We start from the raw sequence: 17651 nt of genomic DNA on the forward strand, positions 1-17651 counted from the left end.
GACTGGTCAGTTCCCGAGCGGCTCGTGCGGCTCGACCTCGCGCAGGAAGCCCCGCATCGACAGGAACTCCGACAGCGACACCTTGTGCTCGTCGCAGGCCAGCCACACCTTGCGGCGGTCCGGGGCGTGCAGCGACGGGTTGTTCCAGCGCAGCTGCCAGGTCCCGTCGGCCCTGCATCCCTTGGCCGAGCAGCGGTCACCCGTCATACGGCACCGTCCTGCGACCGGTCGCGGCGCTCGTCCGACTGGCCCTCTGCCGGGCGTGCCGATCCGCCCTCTGCCGAGCCCTTGTCAGAGCCCTTGTCAGCGCCCTCGACCGAGCCCTCGATCGCGCCCTCCGACCAGGTGCCCGGCGGCAGCATCCGCTGCTGGTGGTCCACGGCCTCCAGCTGGCCCTCGCCGCTGCGGTCGACGGCGTTGGCCAGGACGACCGCGATGTAGGGCAGGAACACCGCCCCGATCACGAACACCCACCGCATCGGGTGGTCGACCACCACGAACAGCACGAAGCAGACGGTGCGGATCGACATCGAGATCAGGTAGCGGCGGGTGCGCTCGGCCCGGTCCTGCGCGAGGGACTTCTGCACCGACGTGACGGTGTGCACCGTCGGGTGAGAGGGGGATGAGCTGGCCACCGACCAAGCCTACGCTCGTTCGCCGAGCCTCCGGCCGATGTGCAGCGTTCGATGAGCGCTACCGCGGGGTAGTCCGCTAGCGTCGGCGGGAACCCGCAGGCCCCACTGGTGAGGAGCACCATGACCACCGACCGTCCCGAGCCACGCACCGTCCTCGTCACCGGAGGCAACCGCGGCATCGGCCTCGCGATCGCGCGGGCCTTCGCGGCCCAGGGGGACAAGGTCGTCGTCACGAGCCGGTCCGGCGAGGCGCCCGAGGGTCTGCAGGCCGTCCAGGGCGACGTGACGAGCACCGAGTCCGTGGACGCGGCGTTCACGGCGGCCGAGGAGCTGCTGGGCGGGCCGATCGAGGTGGTCGTCGCCAACGCCGGCGTCACCAAGGACACGCTGTTGATGCGCATGTCGGACGAGGACTTCGACCAGGTCATCGACACCAACCTCGCCGGCGCCTTCCGCTGCGCCCGCCGCGCCTCCAAGGGCATGATCCGGCTGCGCCGCGGGCGCCTGATCTTCGTCTCCAGCGTCGTGGGGCTCTACGGCAGCCCGGGCCAGGCCAACTACGCCGCCTCCAAGTCCGGCCTCGTCGGCCTGGCGCGCTCCATCACCCGTGAGCTCGGCGGCCGCGGCATCACCGCCAACGTCGTCGCCCCCGGCTTCGTCGAGACCGACATGACCGCGGTCCTGCCCGAGGACACCGTCGCCGGCTACAAGAAGGCCATCCCCGCCGGCCGCCTCGGCTCCACCGACGAGATCGCCTCCGTCGTCACCTTCCTCGCCTCGCCCGGCGCGTCCTACATCTCCGGCGCCGTGATCCCGGTCGACGGTGGCCTGGGCATGGGCCACTGACCACGCCTGCGGCGACCACCACGGCCGGCCCCGACACCCGGCAACCCCTCATCCGTCATACGAAAGGACCTGTCCCATGGGCATGCTCGACGGCAAGAAGCTCCTCGTCACCGGCGTCCTGATGGACTCCTCCATCGCCTTCCACGTGGCGCGCATCGCGCAGGAGGAGGGCGCCGAGGTCATCCTCACGAGCTTCGGCCGCACGATGAAGATCACCCAGACGATCGCCAAGCGTCTCCCGCAGACCCCGCCGGTGATCGAGCTCGACGTGTCCGACCAGGAGCACCTCGACACCTTGGCCGAGCGCCTCGGCGAGCACACCGACCGGCTCGACGGCGTGCTGCACTCCATCGGCTTCGCGCCGCAGGGGGCCTTCAGCTTTCTCGACGCCACGTGGGAGGACGTGTCCACGGCGCTGCAGATCTCGGCCTACTCGCTGAAGTCGCTCGCCGTCGCCTGCGAGCCGCTGATGGCCGAGGGCGGCTCGGTCGTGGGCCTCACCTTCGACGCGAAGTTCGCCTGGCCCGTCTACGACTGGATGGGCGTCGCCAAGGCCGCGTTCGAGTCCACCAACCGCTACCTCGCCCGCGACCTGGGCCCCAAGGGCATCCGCTGCAACCTGGTGGCGGCCGGCCCGATCCGCACCACCGCGGCCAAGTCGATCCCGGGCTTCGAGCAGTTCGAGCGAGTGTGGGACGACCGTGCGCCCCTCGGCTGGGACGTCAAGGACGCCGAGCCCGCGGCCAAGGCCTGCGCGGTCCTGCTGTCCGACTGGTTCCCGGCCACGACGGGCGAGATCGTGCACGTCGACGGCGGCGTCCACGCGATGGGGCAGTGACCACCTGACCGCCTGACCGCTGGCGCGTCGGCGAGGTGACGTGATGAGGGCTGGTGCCCGGGGACTGCTGGTCCCCGGGCATCAGTCGTATGCCGGACCGCCCGCCTCGTCTTCGAGCCGCAGACGCTCGCCGGACCATCCCGCGCTCAGCCACCGGTCGTGGCTGGCGATCACGACGGCGCCCGGGTAGTCGAGAAGCGCCCGCTCGAGCTCGGTCACCAGCAGCAGCGACAGGTGGTTGGTGGGCTCGTCGAGCAGGAGCACGTCCGGCGGGTCCGCGAGCACGGTGGCGAGGTCCAGGCGTCGGCGCTGACCGACGCTGAGCGCCCCCACGGGACGGTCGGCGTCGCGCCCCGCCACCAGACCGTGGGTCGACAGGGGCACGCGCTCCGCCAGCGCCTCGCCCACCGCGGCGGCGTAGGCCGCCCGGACGCTCAGGCCCGGGTCCACGACGGGTGGCTCCTGGGCGAGCAGTCCGATGCGCAGCCGTGAGTCGCGCGTGAGGGCGCCGGCGTCCGGGGCGAGGACGTCGGCGAGGACCGCCAGCAGCGTGGACTTGCCCGAGCCGTTGGGACCCGTCACGAGGAGGCGGGAGCGCGCGCCCAGCGACAGGCTGGTCGGCGCGAGGCGGCCCGTCACGGCGACCCCGGTGGCCGTGAGGACCGGCCCGCTGCCCTGAGGCCCGCTGCGCTGCGGCCCACCGACCCGCCCCCCGGACGAGGCCGGATCCCGAAATCCCCTGAAGCGCAGCCGCGCCGGGGGCCGGCGCACCTGCTCGGCCTCCAGCCGCTCCAGGGCGGTCGAGGCGTCGTTGACGCGGCGCGAGACGACCTTGGCGTTGCGGTCGGAGTAGAACTTCTTGGACCCGCGGGCCTCGGTGCGGGGGCCGCGGGACGGGTTGCCGACCGTGTGGTCCTCGCGGACGCGCGCCCGCAGCCGGTTCAGCTCGTCCTGCTCGTCGCGGTAGCGGCGCGCCCAGCGCTCCAGCTCCTCGCGCCGCGACGCCAGGTAGTCGGTGTAGCTGCCACCGAACCGCGTCACCCCGAATCCCGAGCCGGGGGAACCCTGGTCGTGGGCCACCGCGGCGTGAGCCACCGGGGCCGGGTCGAGGTCCAGCAGCGTGGTCGCGGCCTCGTCGATGAACGCCCGGTCGTGGCTCGCCACCAGGACGGGCCCCGACCACGTCCGCAGCAGCTCCACCAGCAGCTCGGTCGCCGCCGCGTCCAGGTGGTTGGTCGGCTCGTCGAGCAGCAGCGTGTCGGGGGAGCGCAGCAGCAGCCAGGCCAGGCTCAGGCGCGACACCTGCCCGCCCGACAGCTCGCTCGCGCGACGGTCCCGCGGCAGGTGCCCGATCCCCAGGCCGGCCACGACCCGGTCGACGCGGTGGTCGAGGTCCCAGGCGTGGTGGCGGTGCGCGTCCTCGATCGCGGCGTCGAGTCGCGCGGCGGCGCCCTGGTCGCCGTCCGCCAGGGCCAGGCCCTCGCGCTCCACCCGGGCGGCCATCGCGCGCACCGGTGCCGTGGCGTCCCGCAGCACCTGGTCGACGGTGAGGTCCAGCGGATAGGGCGGCTCCTGGTGGTAGAGGCCGACGGTGCCCGGTGCCTGGACGGACCCGGCGTCCGGCTGGTCGAGCCCCGCGAGGATCCGCAGCAGGGTGGACTTGCCCGAGCCGTTCTCGCCGATGACGCAGGCGATCTCGCCCGAGCTCACGACGAACGAGACGTCCGTCAGGACGCGGCGGTCGGGATAGGAGCGGGAGACGCCGTCGACGCGCAGGTGGTCGGCGCCGGACGCGGCAGCGCTCTGGAGAGGGTGCAGGGGTTGTGACAAGGAGTGCTCCTGGACGGTCTGGTGCGCCACGCGGGGCCGAGCCTCGGCGCGTGGCAGGGCGACGTCGTCAGGAGATGTCCACGTCGCCCAGGCTAGAGGGATCCGCCGTCCGGCTCAACCACGTTCCGCTCGGTGATGGCCTGCGACGATGGCCTGCGACGCCGGCGGCGAGGCCGTCGACGCCGCTCCTGAGACGGGTGCGCCCACCCCTGCGGCACCGGCAGGACCGGGCCGTGACCTGCCCTTAGGATCGGCCCCATGACTGACGCCGCCGTGACGCCCATCACCGTGACCGAGGTGCGGGTCCTCGAGGGACCCAACCTCTACTTCACGCGTCCGGCCATGAAGGTCGTGCTCGAGGTGCCTGGCATCCTCGAGCTCCGCCGACCCCAGGCCCGGCGCCTCGCGGCGCGGCTGGGGCTGCGGCAGGCCGACCCTGGCGGGGCCCACACCCTGGAGCGTCAGGCGATGGCGTTGCGCCTCGCGCGACGGCTGGTCCGGCGCCTGGGGGCGGGCGCCGGCATACGAGGCCTGTCGACCAAGACGCGGGCGGGCAACCGTCCGCAGGAGATCGTCGTCGCGTTCCCGTGGAGCCGCCGTGGCCGCGGCGTCGCGATGGCCGAGGCCCTCGGCCCGGTCCTGTCGGCCCTGCTGACCGGCGACGACGACGAGGCCCGGCAGGCCATGGACGAGGCGACCCGCCAGATCGCCACGGCCCCGGCCGGCGCCCGACCGACCACGATCACCCCCAAGATCCCCGTCGCCTCCATCACCGGCACCAACGGCAAGACCACCACCACCCGCCTCGTCGCCCACATCGCCATGACCGCCGGCCTGCGGACAGGGTGGTCGAGCACGTCCGGGGTCTACGCCCAGGGCGAGGAGATCGAGGAGGGCGACTACTCCGGGCCGGCCGGCGCGTCGGCCGTGCTGCACCAGCCCGGCGTCGAGATCGGCATCCTCGAGACCGCCCGCGGCGGCATGCTGCTCAAGGGCATCGGCGTCACCCACAACGACGTCTCCGTCGTCACCAACGTCACCGCGGACCACCTCGGGATGCAGGGCGTGGACACGGTCGACCAGCTCGCCGAGGTCAAGGCCATCGTCACCAAGGTCACCCGCCCCGACGGGTGGGCCGTCCTCAACGGCGACGACCCCCGCGTGTGGGCCATGCGCGCCGGCACCGAGGCACGCCCGTGGGCGTTCAGCACCGACCCGTCCTCGCCCGCGCTGCGCGAGGCGGTCGACGACGGCGGGCGGGGCATCACGGTGCTCGACGACGCCATCGCCGTGCTGGAGCGCAACGGCGAGGTCGACCGGCTGCTGCCGCTGACCGACGTGCCGATGACCATGGCCGGGCTGTCCCGCCACAACACCGCCAACGCCCTCGCCGCCGCCGCGACCGCCCTCGGTCTCGGTCTCCCGCGGGAGGCCGTGGTCGAGGGGCTGCGCACCTTCGCCCCCGACGGGGAGCACAACCCGGGCCGCCTCAACACCTACACCGTGCGGGTGCCGTCCGGCGGCGCCGCGACCGTCATCCTCGACATGGCGCACAACGAGGACGGCCTCCAGGCCCTCATCGAGGTCGCGCGCGGGCTCACGCGGCCAGGTGCCCGCTTCCACCTCGGGGTGGGCACCGGCGGCGACCGCACCGACGAGATCCTCGAGTCCATGGGCGCCATGGCCGGGTCGAGCGCCGACGTCGTGCACGTCGTCCACAAGGAGCGCTACCTGCGCAACCGCACCCGCGAGGACCTCGAGGCCCACCTGCGGATCGGGCTGTCCCGCGTCGGCGTGGCCGAGGTCGACTCCTATCCCTCCGAGCTCGAGGGACTGCAGGGCATCCTCGGCCAGGCCGGCAACGGCGACGTCGTCGCGGTCATGGTGCACGCCGACTGGCCGGAGCTCAACGCCTGGCTGCTCGAGCAGGGCGCCCGCCCCGACACCGCCTCCTCGATCCGGGCCAAGGTCAAGCGTGCTCGTGGCGAGCACGAGCACGAGGAGACCCTCCGCGCGCTCCGCGCCGACACCGCGGCCACCATCGCCGAGCGGGTGGCGACCATCGAGGGTCTGCTGGCCGAGTCGCCGTCCGACGGCCGGCTGCTCTTCGAGCTCGCGGCCTATCGCAACCGGGGCGACGAGGAGTCGGCCGCCATCGAGCTCTTCCGGCAGGCCCGCGAGGCCGGGCTCGACGAGCCGTGGCGCACCCGCTCCCTGATCAGCGAGGCGTCGGCCGTGCGCCGCCAGGGGCAACCCGCCGAGGCGCTCGCGATGCTCGAGTCCGTGGACGTCCGGCGCCAGGACAGCGGCGCGTACGTCGCCTTCCGCGCCCTCGCCCAGATCGACGCCGGGCACGCCCAGGAAGCGGTGGCCTCGCTCATCGACGCGCTGCTGCGGCGTGCGGCGACGCCGGACGACGACTACTACCGCGACGGGCTGCACCGCCGCGTGGAGATCATGCGCGAGCAGGACGCCGCTGCCTCGAGGGACGCCTCCGTCAGCGCGTCCTGAGCTCCGAGCTCACCACGTGTCGCCCACGCGCCTCCCCGACGCCTCCAGACGACCCGAACTGAGCTCCCAGCTCACGACGTGCCGCCCACGCGACTCCCCGACGCCTCCAGACGACCCGAACTGAGCTCCCAGCTCACGACGTGCCGCCCACGCGACTCCCCGACGCCTCCGGACGACCCGAACTGAGCTCCCAGCTCACGACGTGCCGCCCACGCCCCTCCCGCACGCCTCCAGGCGACCCAAACTGAGCTCCCAGCTCACCATGTGTCGCCCACGCGCCTTCCTGGCACCTCCGGACGACCCGAACTGAGCTCCGAGCTCACAAAGTGCTGACGTGGACGCCTCCAGCCGATCCTTCGTGGGCTCCCAGCTCACAAAGTGCTGACGTGGACGCCTCCAGCCACTCCTTCATGGGCTCCCAGCTCACAAAATGCGGCCCGCCGTTGCCACCGCACGCAGCGAGCGCGCCGCCCCACGATCGGGGTGGCGCGCTCGCTGCGAATGACGTGGGTGCTCAGGCGGTCTCGGCCTCCGCGGCGTCCTTGTCGAGCACGAAGTCGGGGTCGTACGCCCGACCGTCCTGCTCGTTGTCGCCACGCGGGGTCGCGACCTTGGTCCGCTGCTCGAGGCGCTCCATGACCTGCGCGTGCTTGTCGACGCAGAGCACGACGAGGTCGCCGGGCTCGGCGATCTCCAGCGCCCGGTCGGTGGCGTCGAGCTCGTTGAGCACGACCTCCACCTCGGTGCACCGGGCCCGCCCGGCCTCCTGCGACTGCCGTATGCCGCGCGCCACGTGCTCGGCCTGCTCGCCCGGGGCGCGCCCGCGCAGGTGGGCGTCGTCGCGCACGATGATGCTGTCGAAGTACTCGGCGGCGACGGCGCCGAGCTCGGCCATGTCGTCGTCCCGGCGGTCGCCGGCGGTCGCGACCAGGCCGATGCGGCGCACCGTGCCGCCGGCCCCGCGTTCCTCCTGGCGGTCGGCATACCGCTGGGCGAAGTCACCCAGCATCCGCATCCCGGCCGCGTTGTGGCAGTAGTCGACGATGATCTGGCGGCCGGTGACGGTGAGGAGGTTCATGCGGCCGGGGGAGAGGTAGTAGCTCGTGGTGAAGGTGCGCAGCCCCTGGCGGATGTCCTGCAGCGGCGCGCCGAGGGCGAAGGCCGCACCGGCGGCGGCGAGGGCGTTGGCGACGTTCATGCGCGCGGTGCCCTCGAAGGTCGACGGCAGCAGGTGGGTGAACGCCAGCTGCATGGTGCGCCGACCCTGCCGGATGACGATCATCTCGCCGCGCTCGGTCTCCTCGAGCACCACGGCGCGACCACCGCGGCGGCAGTGCTCGTCGATCATGGTGCGCTCGTCGGACCCGGGTGCCTTGAGCGAGAACCACACGACCGAGCCGGAGCAGCGGCGGCGCATGGCGCGGACGTTGGGGTCGTCCGCGTTGAGGACGGCGTAGCCGCTGCGGGGGACCGCCTCGACCACCACGCGCTTGACGGCCGCGAGCTGCTCGAGGGTGTCGATCCCCTTGAGCCCCAGGTGGTCTGCCGCGACGTTGGTGACGACGGCGACGTCGTTGCGGTCGTAGCCGAGGCCCTCGCGGATGATGCCTCCGCGGGCGACCTCCATGACGGCGAGGTCGACGCGGGGGTTCTGCAGGACCATGCGCGCCGAGCGCGGGCCGGACGCGTCCGCCTTGATGACGAGGCGCTCGTCGATGACGACGCCGTCGGTGGAGGTCATGCCGACCTTGCGCCCGAGCCCCTTGAAGATGTGGGAGATCATGCGGCTGGTGGTCGTCTTGCCGTTGGTGCCGGTGACGGCGATGATCGGCACCCGCGAGGGGGAGCCGGGCGGGAACAGCAGGTCGACGACCGGCTTGGCGATGAACTGCGGCTCGCCGACCGTCGGGTGCGTGTGCATGCGGAAGCCGGGCGCCGCGTTGACCTCGCAGATCGCGCCGCCGGTCTCGCGCACCGGCTCGGTGATGTCCGGGCAGATGAAGTCGATGCCCGCGACGTCGAGCCCGATGAGCCGGGCGGCCTCCTCGGCCACGTCGACGTTGTCGGGGTGCGCGTCCCAGGTGCGGTCGATCGAGATCCCGCCGGTGGACATGTTGGCGGTCAGGGCGAGCTTGACCATCTCGCCGCTCGGCACCACCGCGTCCATCGCATAGCCCTGCGACTGGACGAGCTCGACGGCGGCCTCGTCGACCTTGATCTTGGTGAGGACCTTCTCGTGGCCGACGCCGCGACGCGGGTCCTCGTTGGTGATGTCGACGAGCTCGGCGACGGTGTGCTCGCCGTCCCCGACGACGTGCGCGGGCACCCGCTCGGCGATGGCCTGCATGCGGCCGCCGATGATCAGGCAGCGGTAGTCCTTGCCGGTCACGAAGGACTCGACCATGACCGACCCGCGCCGGGACTGGTCCTGGGCGATGGGGAAGGACTCGCGCACGTCCTGCTCGTCGCGCAGGTCGAGGCAGACGCCGCGGCCGTGGTTGCCGTCGAGAGGCTTGACGACCACGGGGTAGCCGATGCGGCGGGCTGCTGCCACCGCGGCGACGACGTCTCGCACCAGCTCGCTCTTGGGCACCGGCAGGCCGGCGGAGGCCAGCAGCTGCGCGGTCAGGTCCTTGTCCGAGGCGATGTCGACGGCCAGCGCACCGGTGAGCGAGGTCATCGTGGCCCGGAACCGCTTGGCGTGGACGCCCTGGCCGAGCTGGACGAGCGAGCCGCGGTTGAGGCGCTGCCACGGGATGTCGCGGCTGACGGCCTCCTCGAGGATGGCCATCGTGGACGGGCCGTAGGCCTGACGCTGCGCGAGCCGGAGGAAGGCGTCCAGCTCGGCCTCGAAGTCGAAGGCCTCGTCGTGCTCGACCAGGTCGTTGACGAGGCGGACGGCCAGCTCGCAGGCGGCCAGGGCGACGGTCTCGTCGATGTAGCCCAGGATCACGTTGTACTGGCCGGCCTTGCCGCGCACGGAGCGCGTCTTGCCGCGGCGCAGGTCGTGCCCGGCCTCCTGCTGCAGCTGGAGCGCGACGTGCTCGGCCACGTGACCCAGCCAGGTGCCGTCCTGCATCCGCTGGACGAAGCCCCCCGGTGTGCCGATCGAGCAGGTGTGCCGCTGCAGCCCCGGCAGCAGCTCGACCAGGCGCTCGGTGAAGCCCGGGAGCAGGTCGGTCGGGTACTCCTCCAGGATGCCGAGGTCCACGACGAGGTGGATCGCCTGCTCGTAGGACCAGACGTTGGGCCCGCGGTAGACCCGCTGGGACAGGACCCGCAGGTCGGGTCGGGCCGGCCCGGAGGGGCTGGGACGTGCGCTATCCATGGAGACCTCCTGGCTGGGGATGCGGCCCCCACGTTAGCGGCACCCGACCTCCCTGTCCCTTTCGTCCGTGCTGGGAGGGGGTGAGACGGGGTGAGCAGGCTGCGCCCGAGGTCGAGCAGGTGAGACCAGCGGCCGTATGCCGGGACCGCCGCCTCGACGGGCCGCCCTCTCGCTCGGAGACGGCTCAGGCGACGGGCGAGGACCCGTCCGGGTGCTCGCGCTCGGAGCGGCGCACGTCGACGTCCGGGTGCATCTCGGAGAAGCTCATCAGGGTGGCCGTCTGCAGGTCGAAGGTCGACCCGGCGGGCAGCGTGTGGACCACGGCGCCGCTGACGAGCAGCGGTGCGTCCTCGGCGGCCTCGTAGGCGTCGGTGACGGCCCGTCGGGCGTCGGCGATGAAGACGCCGCCGTCGCCGATGACGGTGAGGACGCGGCCGTCGGTGATCTCGGCGGCGGTGTCCTCGTCGATGCCCATGCCGAGCAGCGCGGGGGACCCGGCCACGAGGGACAGCAGCCGTCCGTAGCGCGTGCGCTGCGCGAAGTGCTGGTCGACGATGACGTCGGGCAGCAGGTCGAGCCCGGCCGTGAGCTGGCTGGAGCGCTGCCGCGGGGTGATGCCCTCGTCGCCCATGGAGATCATGAACCGGCTCATGATCGAGGCGCCGGCCGACGTGCCGGCGATGACGGCGCCCCGCTCGTAGGCCCGGTGGATCGCCCGGCCGACCTCGGTGCCGCCGATGAGCTGGGCGAGCTTGAGCTGGTTGCCGCCGGTCATGAAGATGCCGGTGGCCTCGTCGATGGCAGCGGCCCCGCAGCCCTCGTCGGTGCGGTCGGCCTCGGCGCGGCTCTGGATGTCGACGGTGACCGTGCGCTCCGCCCCCAGCCGGGCGAAGACGTCGGCGTAGACCTCGGCGGCCTCGTCGGCGAACGCGGAGGCGGAGGGGATCACGACCATGCGGGCCCGCTCGCCGCCGGCCAGCCGCACGAAGCGCCGCAGCACCGTCGCCCGGCCCATCTTGTCCTCGGCGCCGCCGATGATGAGCAGCGAACGATGGATGGTCGGCTCCGGCTGGGCGGACATGTGCGGATCAACTCCCGGTGTCATGGCAGCGCACGGACCACGGCGCGCTCGGGCCACCCTAGGCCGCTGCTGCGGGAGCCCGGGGTCGCCGCGCCGCAGAGCGAGACGATCCCGTCCACCGTGCGACGGGTGCGGGCCGGTCCGTCCAGGGTGGTCGCGAGGTCCTCGTCCGGCTGCCTCATCTCAGCCGCCGGTCAGGCGCGGGGGAGTCCCAGGAGCTCGACCAGGTCGTCGAGGCGGGGCCCGGGCAGGCACACGTCGGCGCGGTCGGCCAGCGCGGGCTTGGCGGCGAAGGCCACGCCGAGCCCGGCAGCCTCCAGCATGTCCAGGTCGTTGGCGCCGTCGCCCACCGCGATCGTCCGCTCCATCGGGATGCCGTGCCGCTCGGCCAGCTCCCGCAGCACCCGGGCCTTGACGGCGCGGTCCACCACCTCGCCGGTCACGCGCCCGGTCAGGCGTCCGTCGCTCACCTCGAGGGTGTTGGCGACCGCGTGGTGGATCCGCATCGTCTCCGCGAGCGGGCCGACGACCTCGACGAACCCGCCCGACACGACGCCCACCACGCCGCCCGCGGCCGTCACGGCGTCGACGAGCTCCTGCGCGCCGGGCGTCACCCGCACCGCGGCCCGCACCGCCTCGACGACCGTGACGGGCAGCCCCTCGAGGACCGCCACGCGGGCGTGCAGGCTCTGCGCGAAGTCGAGCTCGCCCCGCATGGCGCCCTCGGTCACCGCGCGCACCTCGGGCTCCTTGCCCGCGTGCGCGGCGAGCAGCTCGATGACCTCGTCCCCGATGAGGGTGGAGTCGACGTCGGTGAGCAGCAGCGGCGGCCCCTCGGTCAGCGCGACCCGCGTGCGCTCGAGCACCTCGGGGCGGCGGACCAGAGGAGCGGCGGGGGTGTCGTCGGGCACGGTGCCCAGCCTAGAGACGGCGACGTCGTATGCCGGTGGGCTGTCCGGCATACGACGTCGTGGTCATGGCTCCTTGCTCAAGGAACGATCTGGACTCCCTTGCCCACCACCGTGATCCCGGACTCCGTCACGTAGTATCCGCGGGCCCGGTCGTGCTCCTTGTCCACGCCGACCATCGCGCCCTCGGGGACGTCGACGCCCTTGTCGAGGACGGCCTTGTGGACTGTGGCGTTGCGGTGGACCACCACGTCGTCGAAGAGCACCGAGCCCTCGACGGTGGAGTAGGAGTTGAGCTTGACGCCGGGCGACAGCACGGAGGTCGTGACCTCGGAGCCGGACACCACCACGCCGGGGCAGACGGTGGAGTTGGTGACCTTGGCGGCGCGCGACGCCATCCCGGTGACGAACTTGGCCGGGGGCAGCGACTCCATCTGCGTGAAGATCGGCCACTCCATGTTGTAGAGGTTGAAGACCGGGTTGAGCGACACGAGCTCCATGTGGGCGTCGTAGTAGGAGTCCATCGTGCCGACGTCGCGCCAGTAGCCGTGGTCGCGCTCGGTCTCGCCCGGGACGATGTTGTCCTTGAAGTCGTAGACATAGGCGTCACCGGCGTCGACGAAGGCCGGGACGATGTCGCCTCCCATGTCGTGCTTGGTGTCGTCGCGCGCGTTGTCGCTCTCGAGCGCCTCGACCAGGGCGTCCTTGGTGAAGACGTAGTTGCCCATGGACGCGAGGATCTCGTCGGGGGAGTCCGGCAGGCCGGCCGGGTCGGTGGGCTTCTCGAGGAACTCGCGGATCTTGGAGGGGTTGCTCGGCTCGACGTCGATGACGCCGAACTGGTCGGCCATCGACCGCGGCTGACGGATCGCGGCGACGGTGCACGCGGCGTCGGTGTCGATGTGCTGGGCGACCATCTGCGAGAAGTCCATGCGATAGACGTGGTCGGCACCCACGACGACGATGATGTCGGGGTCCTCGTCACGGATGAGGTTCATGGACTGATAGATCGCGTCGGCGGACCCGCGGTACCACTCCTTGCCGATGCGCTGCTGCGCCGGCACGTTGGTGACGTAGTTGCCGAGCATCTGCGACATGCGCCAGGTGCGGGACACGTGCCGGTCGAGGCTGTGCGACTTGTACTGCGTCAGCACGACGACCTTGAGGAAGCCGCTGTTGACGACGTTGGACAGCGCGAAGTCGATGAGCCGGTAGTTGCCGCCGAACGGGACGGCCGGCTTGGCGCGGTCGGCGGTGAGGGGCATGAGTCGCTTGCCCTCTCCACCTGCGAGGACGATGGCGAGGACCTTCTTGTGGCCGCGGCGGTTGTACATGCCCTCACCCTAAGGTCGTCGGGATCGGCCTGCCACGGGAGGGATCGGCCGTGGCGGGGAATCGTGGCGGGCCCGGAATTCGACTCCGCCGCCGGTGTCGTCGGCGCTGGACGAGCGGCCCGCCCCGTCGCCGGATAGGTTCGTCCCGTGCGAGTCGACATCGTGAGCAAGGAATACCCGCCCCAGGTCTACGGCGGCGCTGGTGTGCACGTCACCGAGCTCGTCCGGGCCCTGCGGGCCCGCGGCGACATCGACGTCCAGGTGCGCTGCTTCGGCGGCCCCCGGGACGAGGAGGGGACGACCGGGTATGCCGACCTGCCCGAGCTCTCCGGGGCCAACGCGGCCCTCGTGACGATGGGCACGGACCTGCGCATCGCGGCCGACGTGGCCGGCGCCGACCTGGTGCACTCGCACACGTGGTACGCCAACTTCGGCGGGCACGTCGCGTCGCTGCTCAACGGCATCCCGCACGTCATCTCGGCCCACTCGCTCGAGCCGCTGCGGCCGTGGAAGGCCGAGCAGCTCGGCGGCGGCTATGCGCTGTCATCCTTCGTGGAGCGGTCGGCCTACGAGGCCGCCGCGGGCGTCATCGCCGTCTCGGCGGGCATGCGCGAGGACATCCTGCGCTGCTACCCCGCGCTCGACCCGGCGCGGGTCCACGTGGTGCACAACGGGATCGACTCCGAGGACTGGAGGCCCGGCCCCGACCCGGAGGTGCTCGACAAGTACGGCATCGACCCCGACCGGCCGTTCGTGTGCTTCGTCGGGCGGATCACCCGGCAGAAGGGGCTGCCCTATCTCATCAAGGCCGCCGCCCGGCTGCCCGAGGGCGTGCAGCTCGTGTTGGCCGCCGGGGCGCCCGACACTCCCGAGATCAAGGCCGAGGTCAAGGCGCTGATCGACGACCTCAAGACGCGCCGCGACGGCGTCGTCTGGATCGCCGAGCACCTGCCCCGCAACGAGATCGTGGCGCTGGAGTCGGCGTGCACGGTGTTCGCGTGCCCCTCGATCTACGAGCCGCTCGGCATCGTCAACCTCGAGGCGATGGCCTGCGAGGCGGCCGTGGTCGCCACGGCCACCGGCGGCATCCCGGAGGTCGTCGTCGACGGCGAGACGGGCTGGCTCGTCCCCATCGAGCAGGTGCAGGACGGCTCCGGCACCCCGCTGGACGAGGAGACGTTCGTCGCCGACCTGGCCGCCGCTCTCACCGACGCGGTGTCCGACGTCGAGCGGGCGCGCGAGATGGGCCGCGCCGGTCGACGCCGCGCGGTCGAGCACTTCTCGTGGGCGGCGATCGGCGACAAGACCCTCGAGGTCTATCGCGCCGTCCTCGACGCCTGACGGCAGCGGTCGCAGTCGCAGAGCCGTATGGCGTGCATGGTGCCCGCGTTGCGGAGGGCGCCCGGCTCCCACAGGGGCTCGGGCTCGGAGCGCCAGGTCCTCGTCTCCCGCAGCGTCGGCTCCGGGTCGCGGTCGGGACGCCCGGCCCGGCAGCACCCGCACCTGGTGTAGCCCGCCTCCCGCGGCTCGTGCCACACCACGTCGTGCCCGCACGTGCGGCACCGGTGGACGAGGACGCTCACGCTCCCTCGCGGTCCGGGTCGGAGGAGATGGTGTCGTCACGGATCGGCATGAGCAGCGTCCAGGTGCTGCCGTCATGCGGGTCGCGCAGGGCGATCGGGGCGAGCGGCCCGTCGAGCTCGAGCATGAGCTGATCTCCCGGCAACGCCTCGACCGCCTCCCGGAGCAGCTCGCCGTCCAGCAGGAGGTGCTCGAGCCGCACCCGACCGGGCTCGGCGTCGACCAGCAGCTCCGGGAGGGCGGCTCGGTCCACCACGCGGTGTCGCCCCTGCCCGAGGTAGGTCCGCATCCGCTCCACGTCCGGATAGTCCCCGTCGACGGTCGGCAGGTCGGGCCGGAGCCGCACCTCGCCGTCCGCCTGGTCCTCGAGCGCCTGCCGGAGCAGCGCCGGCGCCAGGGTGGCCCCCCAGTCCGCCTGAGACACAGGGCAGGTCGTGGTGGCCAGGCGATAGCGGTCGGTCGCCACCCACGTGCAGACCCCGCCTGCGGCGCGCAGGTGTATGCCGCCCAGCGCCCCCGCCTCGTCGTGGGTCGCCACGGCGAACTCCACCCGACGCAGGGCGTGCTCGAACCCGCTGGCCGGGAAACGTAGCTCGGGCTGCGGCGGGAGCACAGGCACTCCTGGGACGTCGTCGTCAGAGCCGAGCAGGCGCAGCAGCCGTGCCACCTCGAGGCGGGCGCCGGCCACGCCCGCCTCGAGGTGGGTGAGGTGCGCGTGGAGGATGCCGGCGACCTGCTCGGCGTCGTCGAGCCGCTCCAGCACCGTGGGCATCTCGGCGACGGGCAGGCCGATACGCCGCAGCCCGGCGATGACGCGGGCCGCGACGACCTGGTCGACGGCATACCGCCGGTAGCCCGTCCGCTCGTCGACCACCGCCGGCACCAGGACGGCATGGGTGTCGTAGAAGCGCAGCGCGGACACGGTCAGCCCGCTTGCCTGGGCGAGCTCACCGATCCCGAGGAGGTCTGTCATGCGCCGAGCCTGGACCCTCGACCTGGTGGAGGGTCAATCCCCAGGGCTGACCCCAGCCCCGAGATCGTGAGTGTTCGGTCCAAGGATGTTGGAGGAAACACTCACGATCGTGGGAGGGGGCGGGGGAGCGCGAACAACGGGACGTGGAGGCGGGGTCAGGGGAGGCGGTCGGCGGGGAGGTAGCCCGCGATCGCCAGCGCCGCCACGTTGGTGGCCGTCTCCAGCGCCTCGTCCGCCGCCCGCTGGAGCCGGCGCAGCGCCTGGAGCCGGCGTCCGGCCTCGCCCGCGACGAGCGACGGGTCGGCCGCCTCGAGCCCCAGGTCGGCGATGCGCCCGACCGTCGCGGCCAGGGTGATCACCGACACCGCGCGGACGGGCAGGTCGGGCGGCAGGCCCCAGCGCTGCGAGCCCAGCGCCTCGTCGGCCACGTCCCGCGCGGCAGCGCCCCACACCGCGCCCAGCGACGCGAGATCCTCCGTCGCCGAGGCGATCTCGGCCCGCAGGGCCCGTTCCGCCTCGCGGACCGACAGCATCTCCAGCCGGTGGGTCGGCACCGGGTCGCAGTCGTATGCCGTGAACCGCGCCGCCCACCCGACGTCCCCCGCAGGCCCGAACGGCTCGACGGTCGGGACCAGCGCCACGCCCAGCGCGGGGGAGTAGCAGCACTCGCCCGCCCCGGCCGCCGCCCCCGCCAGCTCCGGGTTGCCGCGCGGCACCGAGGCGGTGGCTCCGGCGCGGGGCAGGGCCACCGCCACGACGCGCTCGCCGAGGGCGCTCCAGTCCTGCACGCGCTCGGCTCCGGAGACGTGGTCCAGCTCGGCCGCCGCGGCCACCAGGGCGCGATCGAGGGGCAGGCGGCCGGCATACGCGCTCGTCACCCACAGGGACAGCCGACACGACAGGGGCAGCTCGGACATCCCGTCCATCGTAGGCGCGCGAGGTGCCATAGGGTCGGAGCATGAGCGACGTCCTCGAGTTCGACGATGTCACGGTCCGCCGTGGCGACACCACGCTGGTCGAGGGGATCGACTGGGAGATCGAGGAGGGGCAGCGCTGGGTCGTGCTGGGCCCCAACGGTGCTGGCAAGTCGACGCTGCTGCAGCTGGCCGCCGCGCGCATGCACCCGACGAGCGGATCGGCGAGCATCCTCGGCGAGACCCTGGGCGCGGTCGACGTCTTCGAGCTGCGTCCCCGCATCGGCATCGCCAGCGCCGCCACGGCCGAGCGCGTCCCCCTCTCGGAGCGGGTGCGCGACGTGGTGCTGACGGCGACCTACGCAGTGATCGGGCGCTGGCGCGAGAGCTATGACGAGCTGGACGAGGAGCGCGCCGACGAACTGCTCGGCACCCTCGGCGTGGCGCACCTGGCGGACCGGACCTTCGGGACCCTGAGCGAGGGGGAGCGCAAGCGCGTCCAGATCGCCCGCGCCCTCATGGCCGACCCCGAGCTGATGCTCCTCGACGAGCCCGCCGCCGGCCTCGACCTCGGGGGCCGCGAGGACCTGGTGCGTCGCCTCGGCGAGCTGGCCCAGGACGTCATGTCACCGGCCCTGGTCCTGGTCACCCACCACGTCGAGGAGATCCCGCCGGGCTTCACCGACGTGCTGCTCCTGCGCGACGGCATGGTCGTGGCCGCCGGGCCGCTCGAGCTCACTCTCACCGAGGACAACCTGTCCGAGACCTTCGGCCTGCCCCTGGTCCTCGAGCAGCACGGCGAGCGGTATGCCGCCCGCGCCCGCCCCGACGGGGAGTGACCCGGCCGCGCGCGGATCACCCCACGCCGGGAA

The 17651-nt window shown here is 72.7% G+C and carries 16 protein-coding genes; 5 read left to right on the top strand and 11 right to left on the bottom strand.

Features of this window, described 5'->3' with window-relative positions:
• Window positions 1-6 precede the first annotated feature (6 nt).
• Together K313_RS0101140 and K313_RS22775 are read right to left on the bottom strand one after the other, a co-directional pair.
• Window positions 7-207, bottom strand: coding sequence for a hypothetical protein (locus K313_RS0101140; RefSeq protein WP_029210071.1), 201 nt, complete (start codon window positions 205-207; stop codon window positions 7-9).
• Window positions 204-635 carry a DUF3099 domain-containing protein gene (locus tag K313_RS22775; RefSeq protein ID WP_084412305.1) on the bottom strand — a complete coding sequence of 144 codons (432 nt, stop codon included), beginning with the start codon at window positions 633-635 and terminating at the stop codon, window positions 204-206. The genes K313_RS0101140 and K313_RS22775 overlap by 4 nt, the downstream gene beginning before the upstream one ends.
• A 120-nt stretch (window positions 636-755) precedes the next feature.
• Between K313_RS22775 and fabG the strand changes: the two genes are divergently transcribed.
• Together fabG and fabI are read left to right on the top strand one after the other, a co-directional pair.
• Window positions 756-1481 carry a 3-oxoacyl-ACP reductase FabG gene (fabG, locus tag K313_RS0101150; protein ID WP_029210073.1) on the top strand — a complete coding sequence of 242 codons (726 nt, stop codon included), beginning with the start codon at window positions 756-758 and terminating at the stop codon, window positions 1479-1481.
• Between the two features lie 76 nt (window positions 1482-1557).
• The gene (gene fabI, locus K313_RS0101155; RefSeq protein WP_029210074.1) at window positions 1558-2319 is read left to right on the top strand and encodes an enoyl-ACP reductase FabI; all 762 of its coding nucleotides are present in this window, start codon (window positions 1558-1560) and stop codon (window positions 2317-2319) included.
• Between the two features lie 81 nt (window positions 2320-2400).
• Here fabI and K313_RS0101160 read toward each other — a convergent pair whose 3' ends face one another.
• On the bottom strand, window positions 2401-4179 hold the full coding sequence (locus K313_RS0101160; RefSeq protein ID WP_029210075.1) for an ABC-F family ATP-binding cassette domain-containing protein: 1779 nt from the start codon (window positions 4177-4179) through the stop codon (window positions 2401-2403).
• Window positions 4180-4407: 228 nt separating this feature from the next.
• Between K313_RS0101160 and K313_RS19565 the strand changes: the two genes are divergently transcribed.
• The gene (locus tag K313_RS19565; protein WP_029210076.1) at window positions 4408-6660 is read left to right on the top strand and encodes a tetratricopeptide repeat protein; all 2253 of its coding nucleotides are present in this window, start codon (window positions 4408-4410) and stop codon (window positions 6658-6660) included.
• Window positions 6661-7174: 514 nt separating this feature from the next.
• On the opposite strand, the gene cphA is transcribed toward K313_RS19565, so the two are convergent.
• The 5 genes from cphA to glgC form a co-directional block, all read right to left on the bottom strand.
• Entirely contained in the window at window positions 7175-9988 is a 2814-nt protein-coding gene (gene cphA, locus K313_RS0101170) for a cyanophycin synthetase (RefSeq protein WP_029210077.1), read from the bottom strand.
• A gap of 184 nt (window positions 9989-10172) precedes the next feature.
• Entirely contained in the window at window positions 10173-11069 is an 897-nt protein-coding gene (locus K313_RS0101175) for a cyanophycinase (RefSeq protein ID WP_019284835.1), read from the bottom strand.
• Window positions 11070-11089: 20 nt separating this feature from the next.
• Window positions 11090-11251, bottom strand: a complete 162-nt coding sequence (locus K313_RS23330) for a hypothetical protein (protein ID WP_156911082.1) — start codon at window positions 11249-11251, stop codon at window positions 11090-11092.
• A 12-nt stretch (window positions 11252-11263) separates the two neighbouring features.
• Window positions 11264-12031, bottom strand: a complete 768-nt coding sequence (gene serB / locus K313_RS0101185) for a phosphoserine phosphatase SerB (protein ID WP_029210078.1) — start codon at window positions 12029-12031, stop codon at window positions 11264-11266.
• Between the two features lie 26 nt (window positions 12032-12057).
• Window positions 12058-13311, bottom strand: a complete 1254-nt coding sequence (glgC, locus tag K313_RS0101190; RefSeq protein ID WP_029210079.1) for a glucose-1-phosphate adenylyltransferase — start codon at window positions 13309-13311, stop codon at window positions 12058-12060.
• A gap of 147 nt (window positions 13312-13458) precedes the next feature.
• Here glgC and glgA point away from each other — a divergent pair, with 147 nt between their 5' ends.
• Window positions 13459-14652, top strand: coding sequence for a glycogen synthase (gene glgA / locus K313_RS0101195; protein WP_029210080.1), 1194 nt, complete (start codon window positions 13459-13461; stop codon window positions 14650-14652).
• On the opposite strand, the gene K313_RS0101200 is transcribed toward glgA, so the two are convergent.
• From K313_RS0101200 to K313_RS0101210, 3 genes are all read right to left on the bottom strand, one after another.
• A complete protein-coding gene (locus K313_RS0101200; RefSeq protein WP_029210081.1) occupies window positions 14628-14894 on the bottom strand; it encodes a hypothetical protein in 267 nt (88 codons plus the stop codon). The two genes, glgA and K313_RS0101200, sit on opposite strands and share 25 nt — an antisense overlap.
• Window positions 14891-15865 (bottom strand): MerR family transcriptional regulator, encoded by a 975-nt coding sequence (locus tag K313_RS0101205; protein ID WP_029210082.1) that lies wholly within the window; start codon window positions 15863-15865, stop codon window positions 14891-14893. Before K313_RS0101205 ends, K313_RS0101200 begins: the two co-directional genes overlap by 4 nt.
• A 155-nt stretch (window positions 15866-16020) precedes the next feature.
• Window positions 16021-16782, bottom strand: a complete 762-nt coding sequence (locus tag K313_RS0101210; protein ID WP_029210083.1) for a hypothetical protein — start codon at window positions 16780-16782, stop codon at window positions 16021-16023.
• 41 nt (window positions 16783-16823) lie between these two features.
• Between K313_RS0101210 and K313_RS0101215 the strand changes: the two genes are divergently transcribed.
• A complete protein-coding gene (locus K313_RS0101215) occupies window positions 16824-17618 on the top strand; it encodes an ABC transporter ATP-binding protein (RefSeq protein WP_029210084.1) in 795 nt (264 codons plus the stop codon).
• Window positions 17619-17651 lie beyond the last annotated feature (33 nt).

Source organism: Arsenicicoccus bolidensis DSM 15745, from assembly GCF_000426385.1.
Lineage (GTDB): Bacteria > Actinomycetota > Actinomycetes > Actinomycetales > Dermatophilaceae > Arsenicicoccus > Arsenicicoccus bolidensis.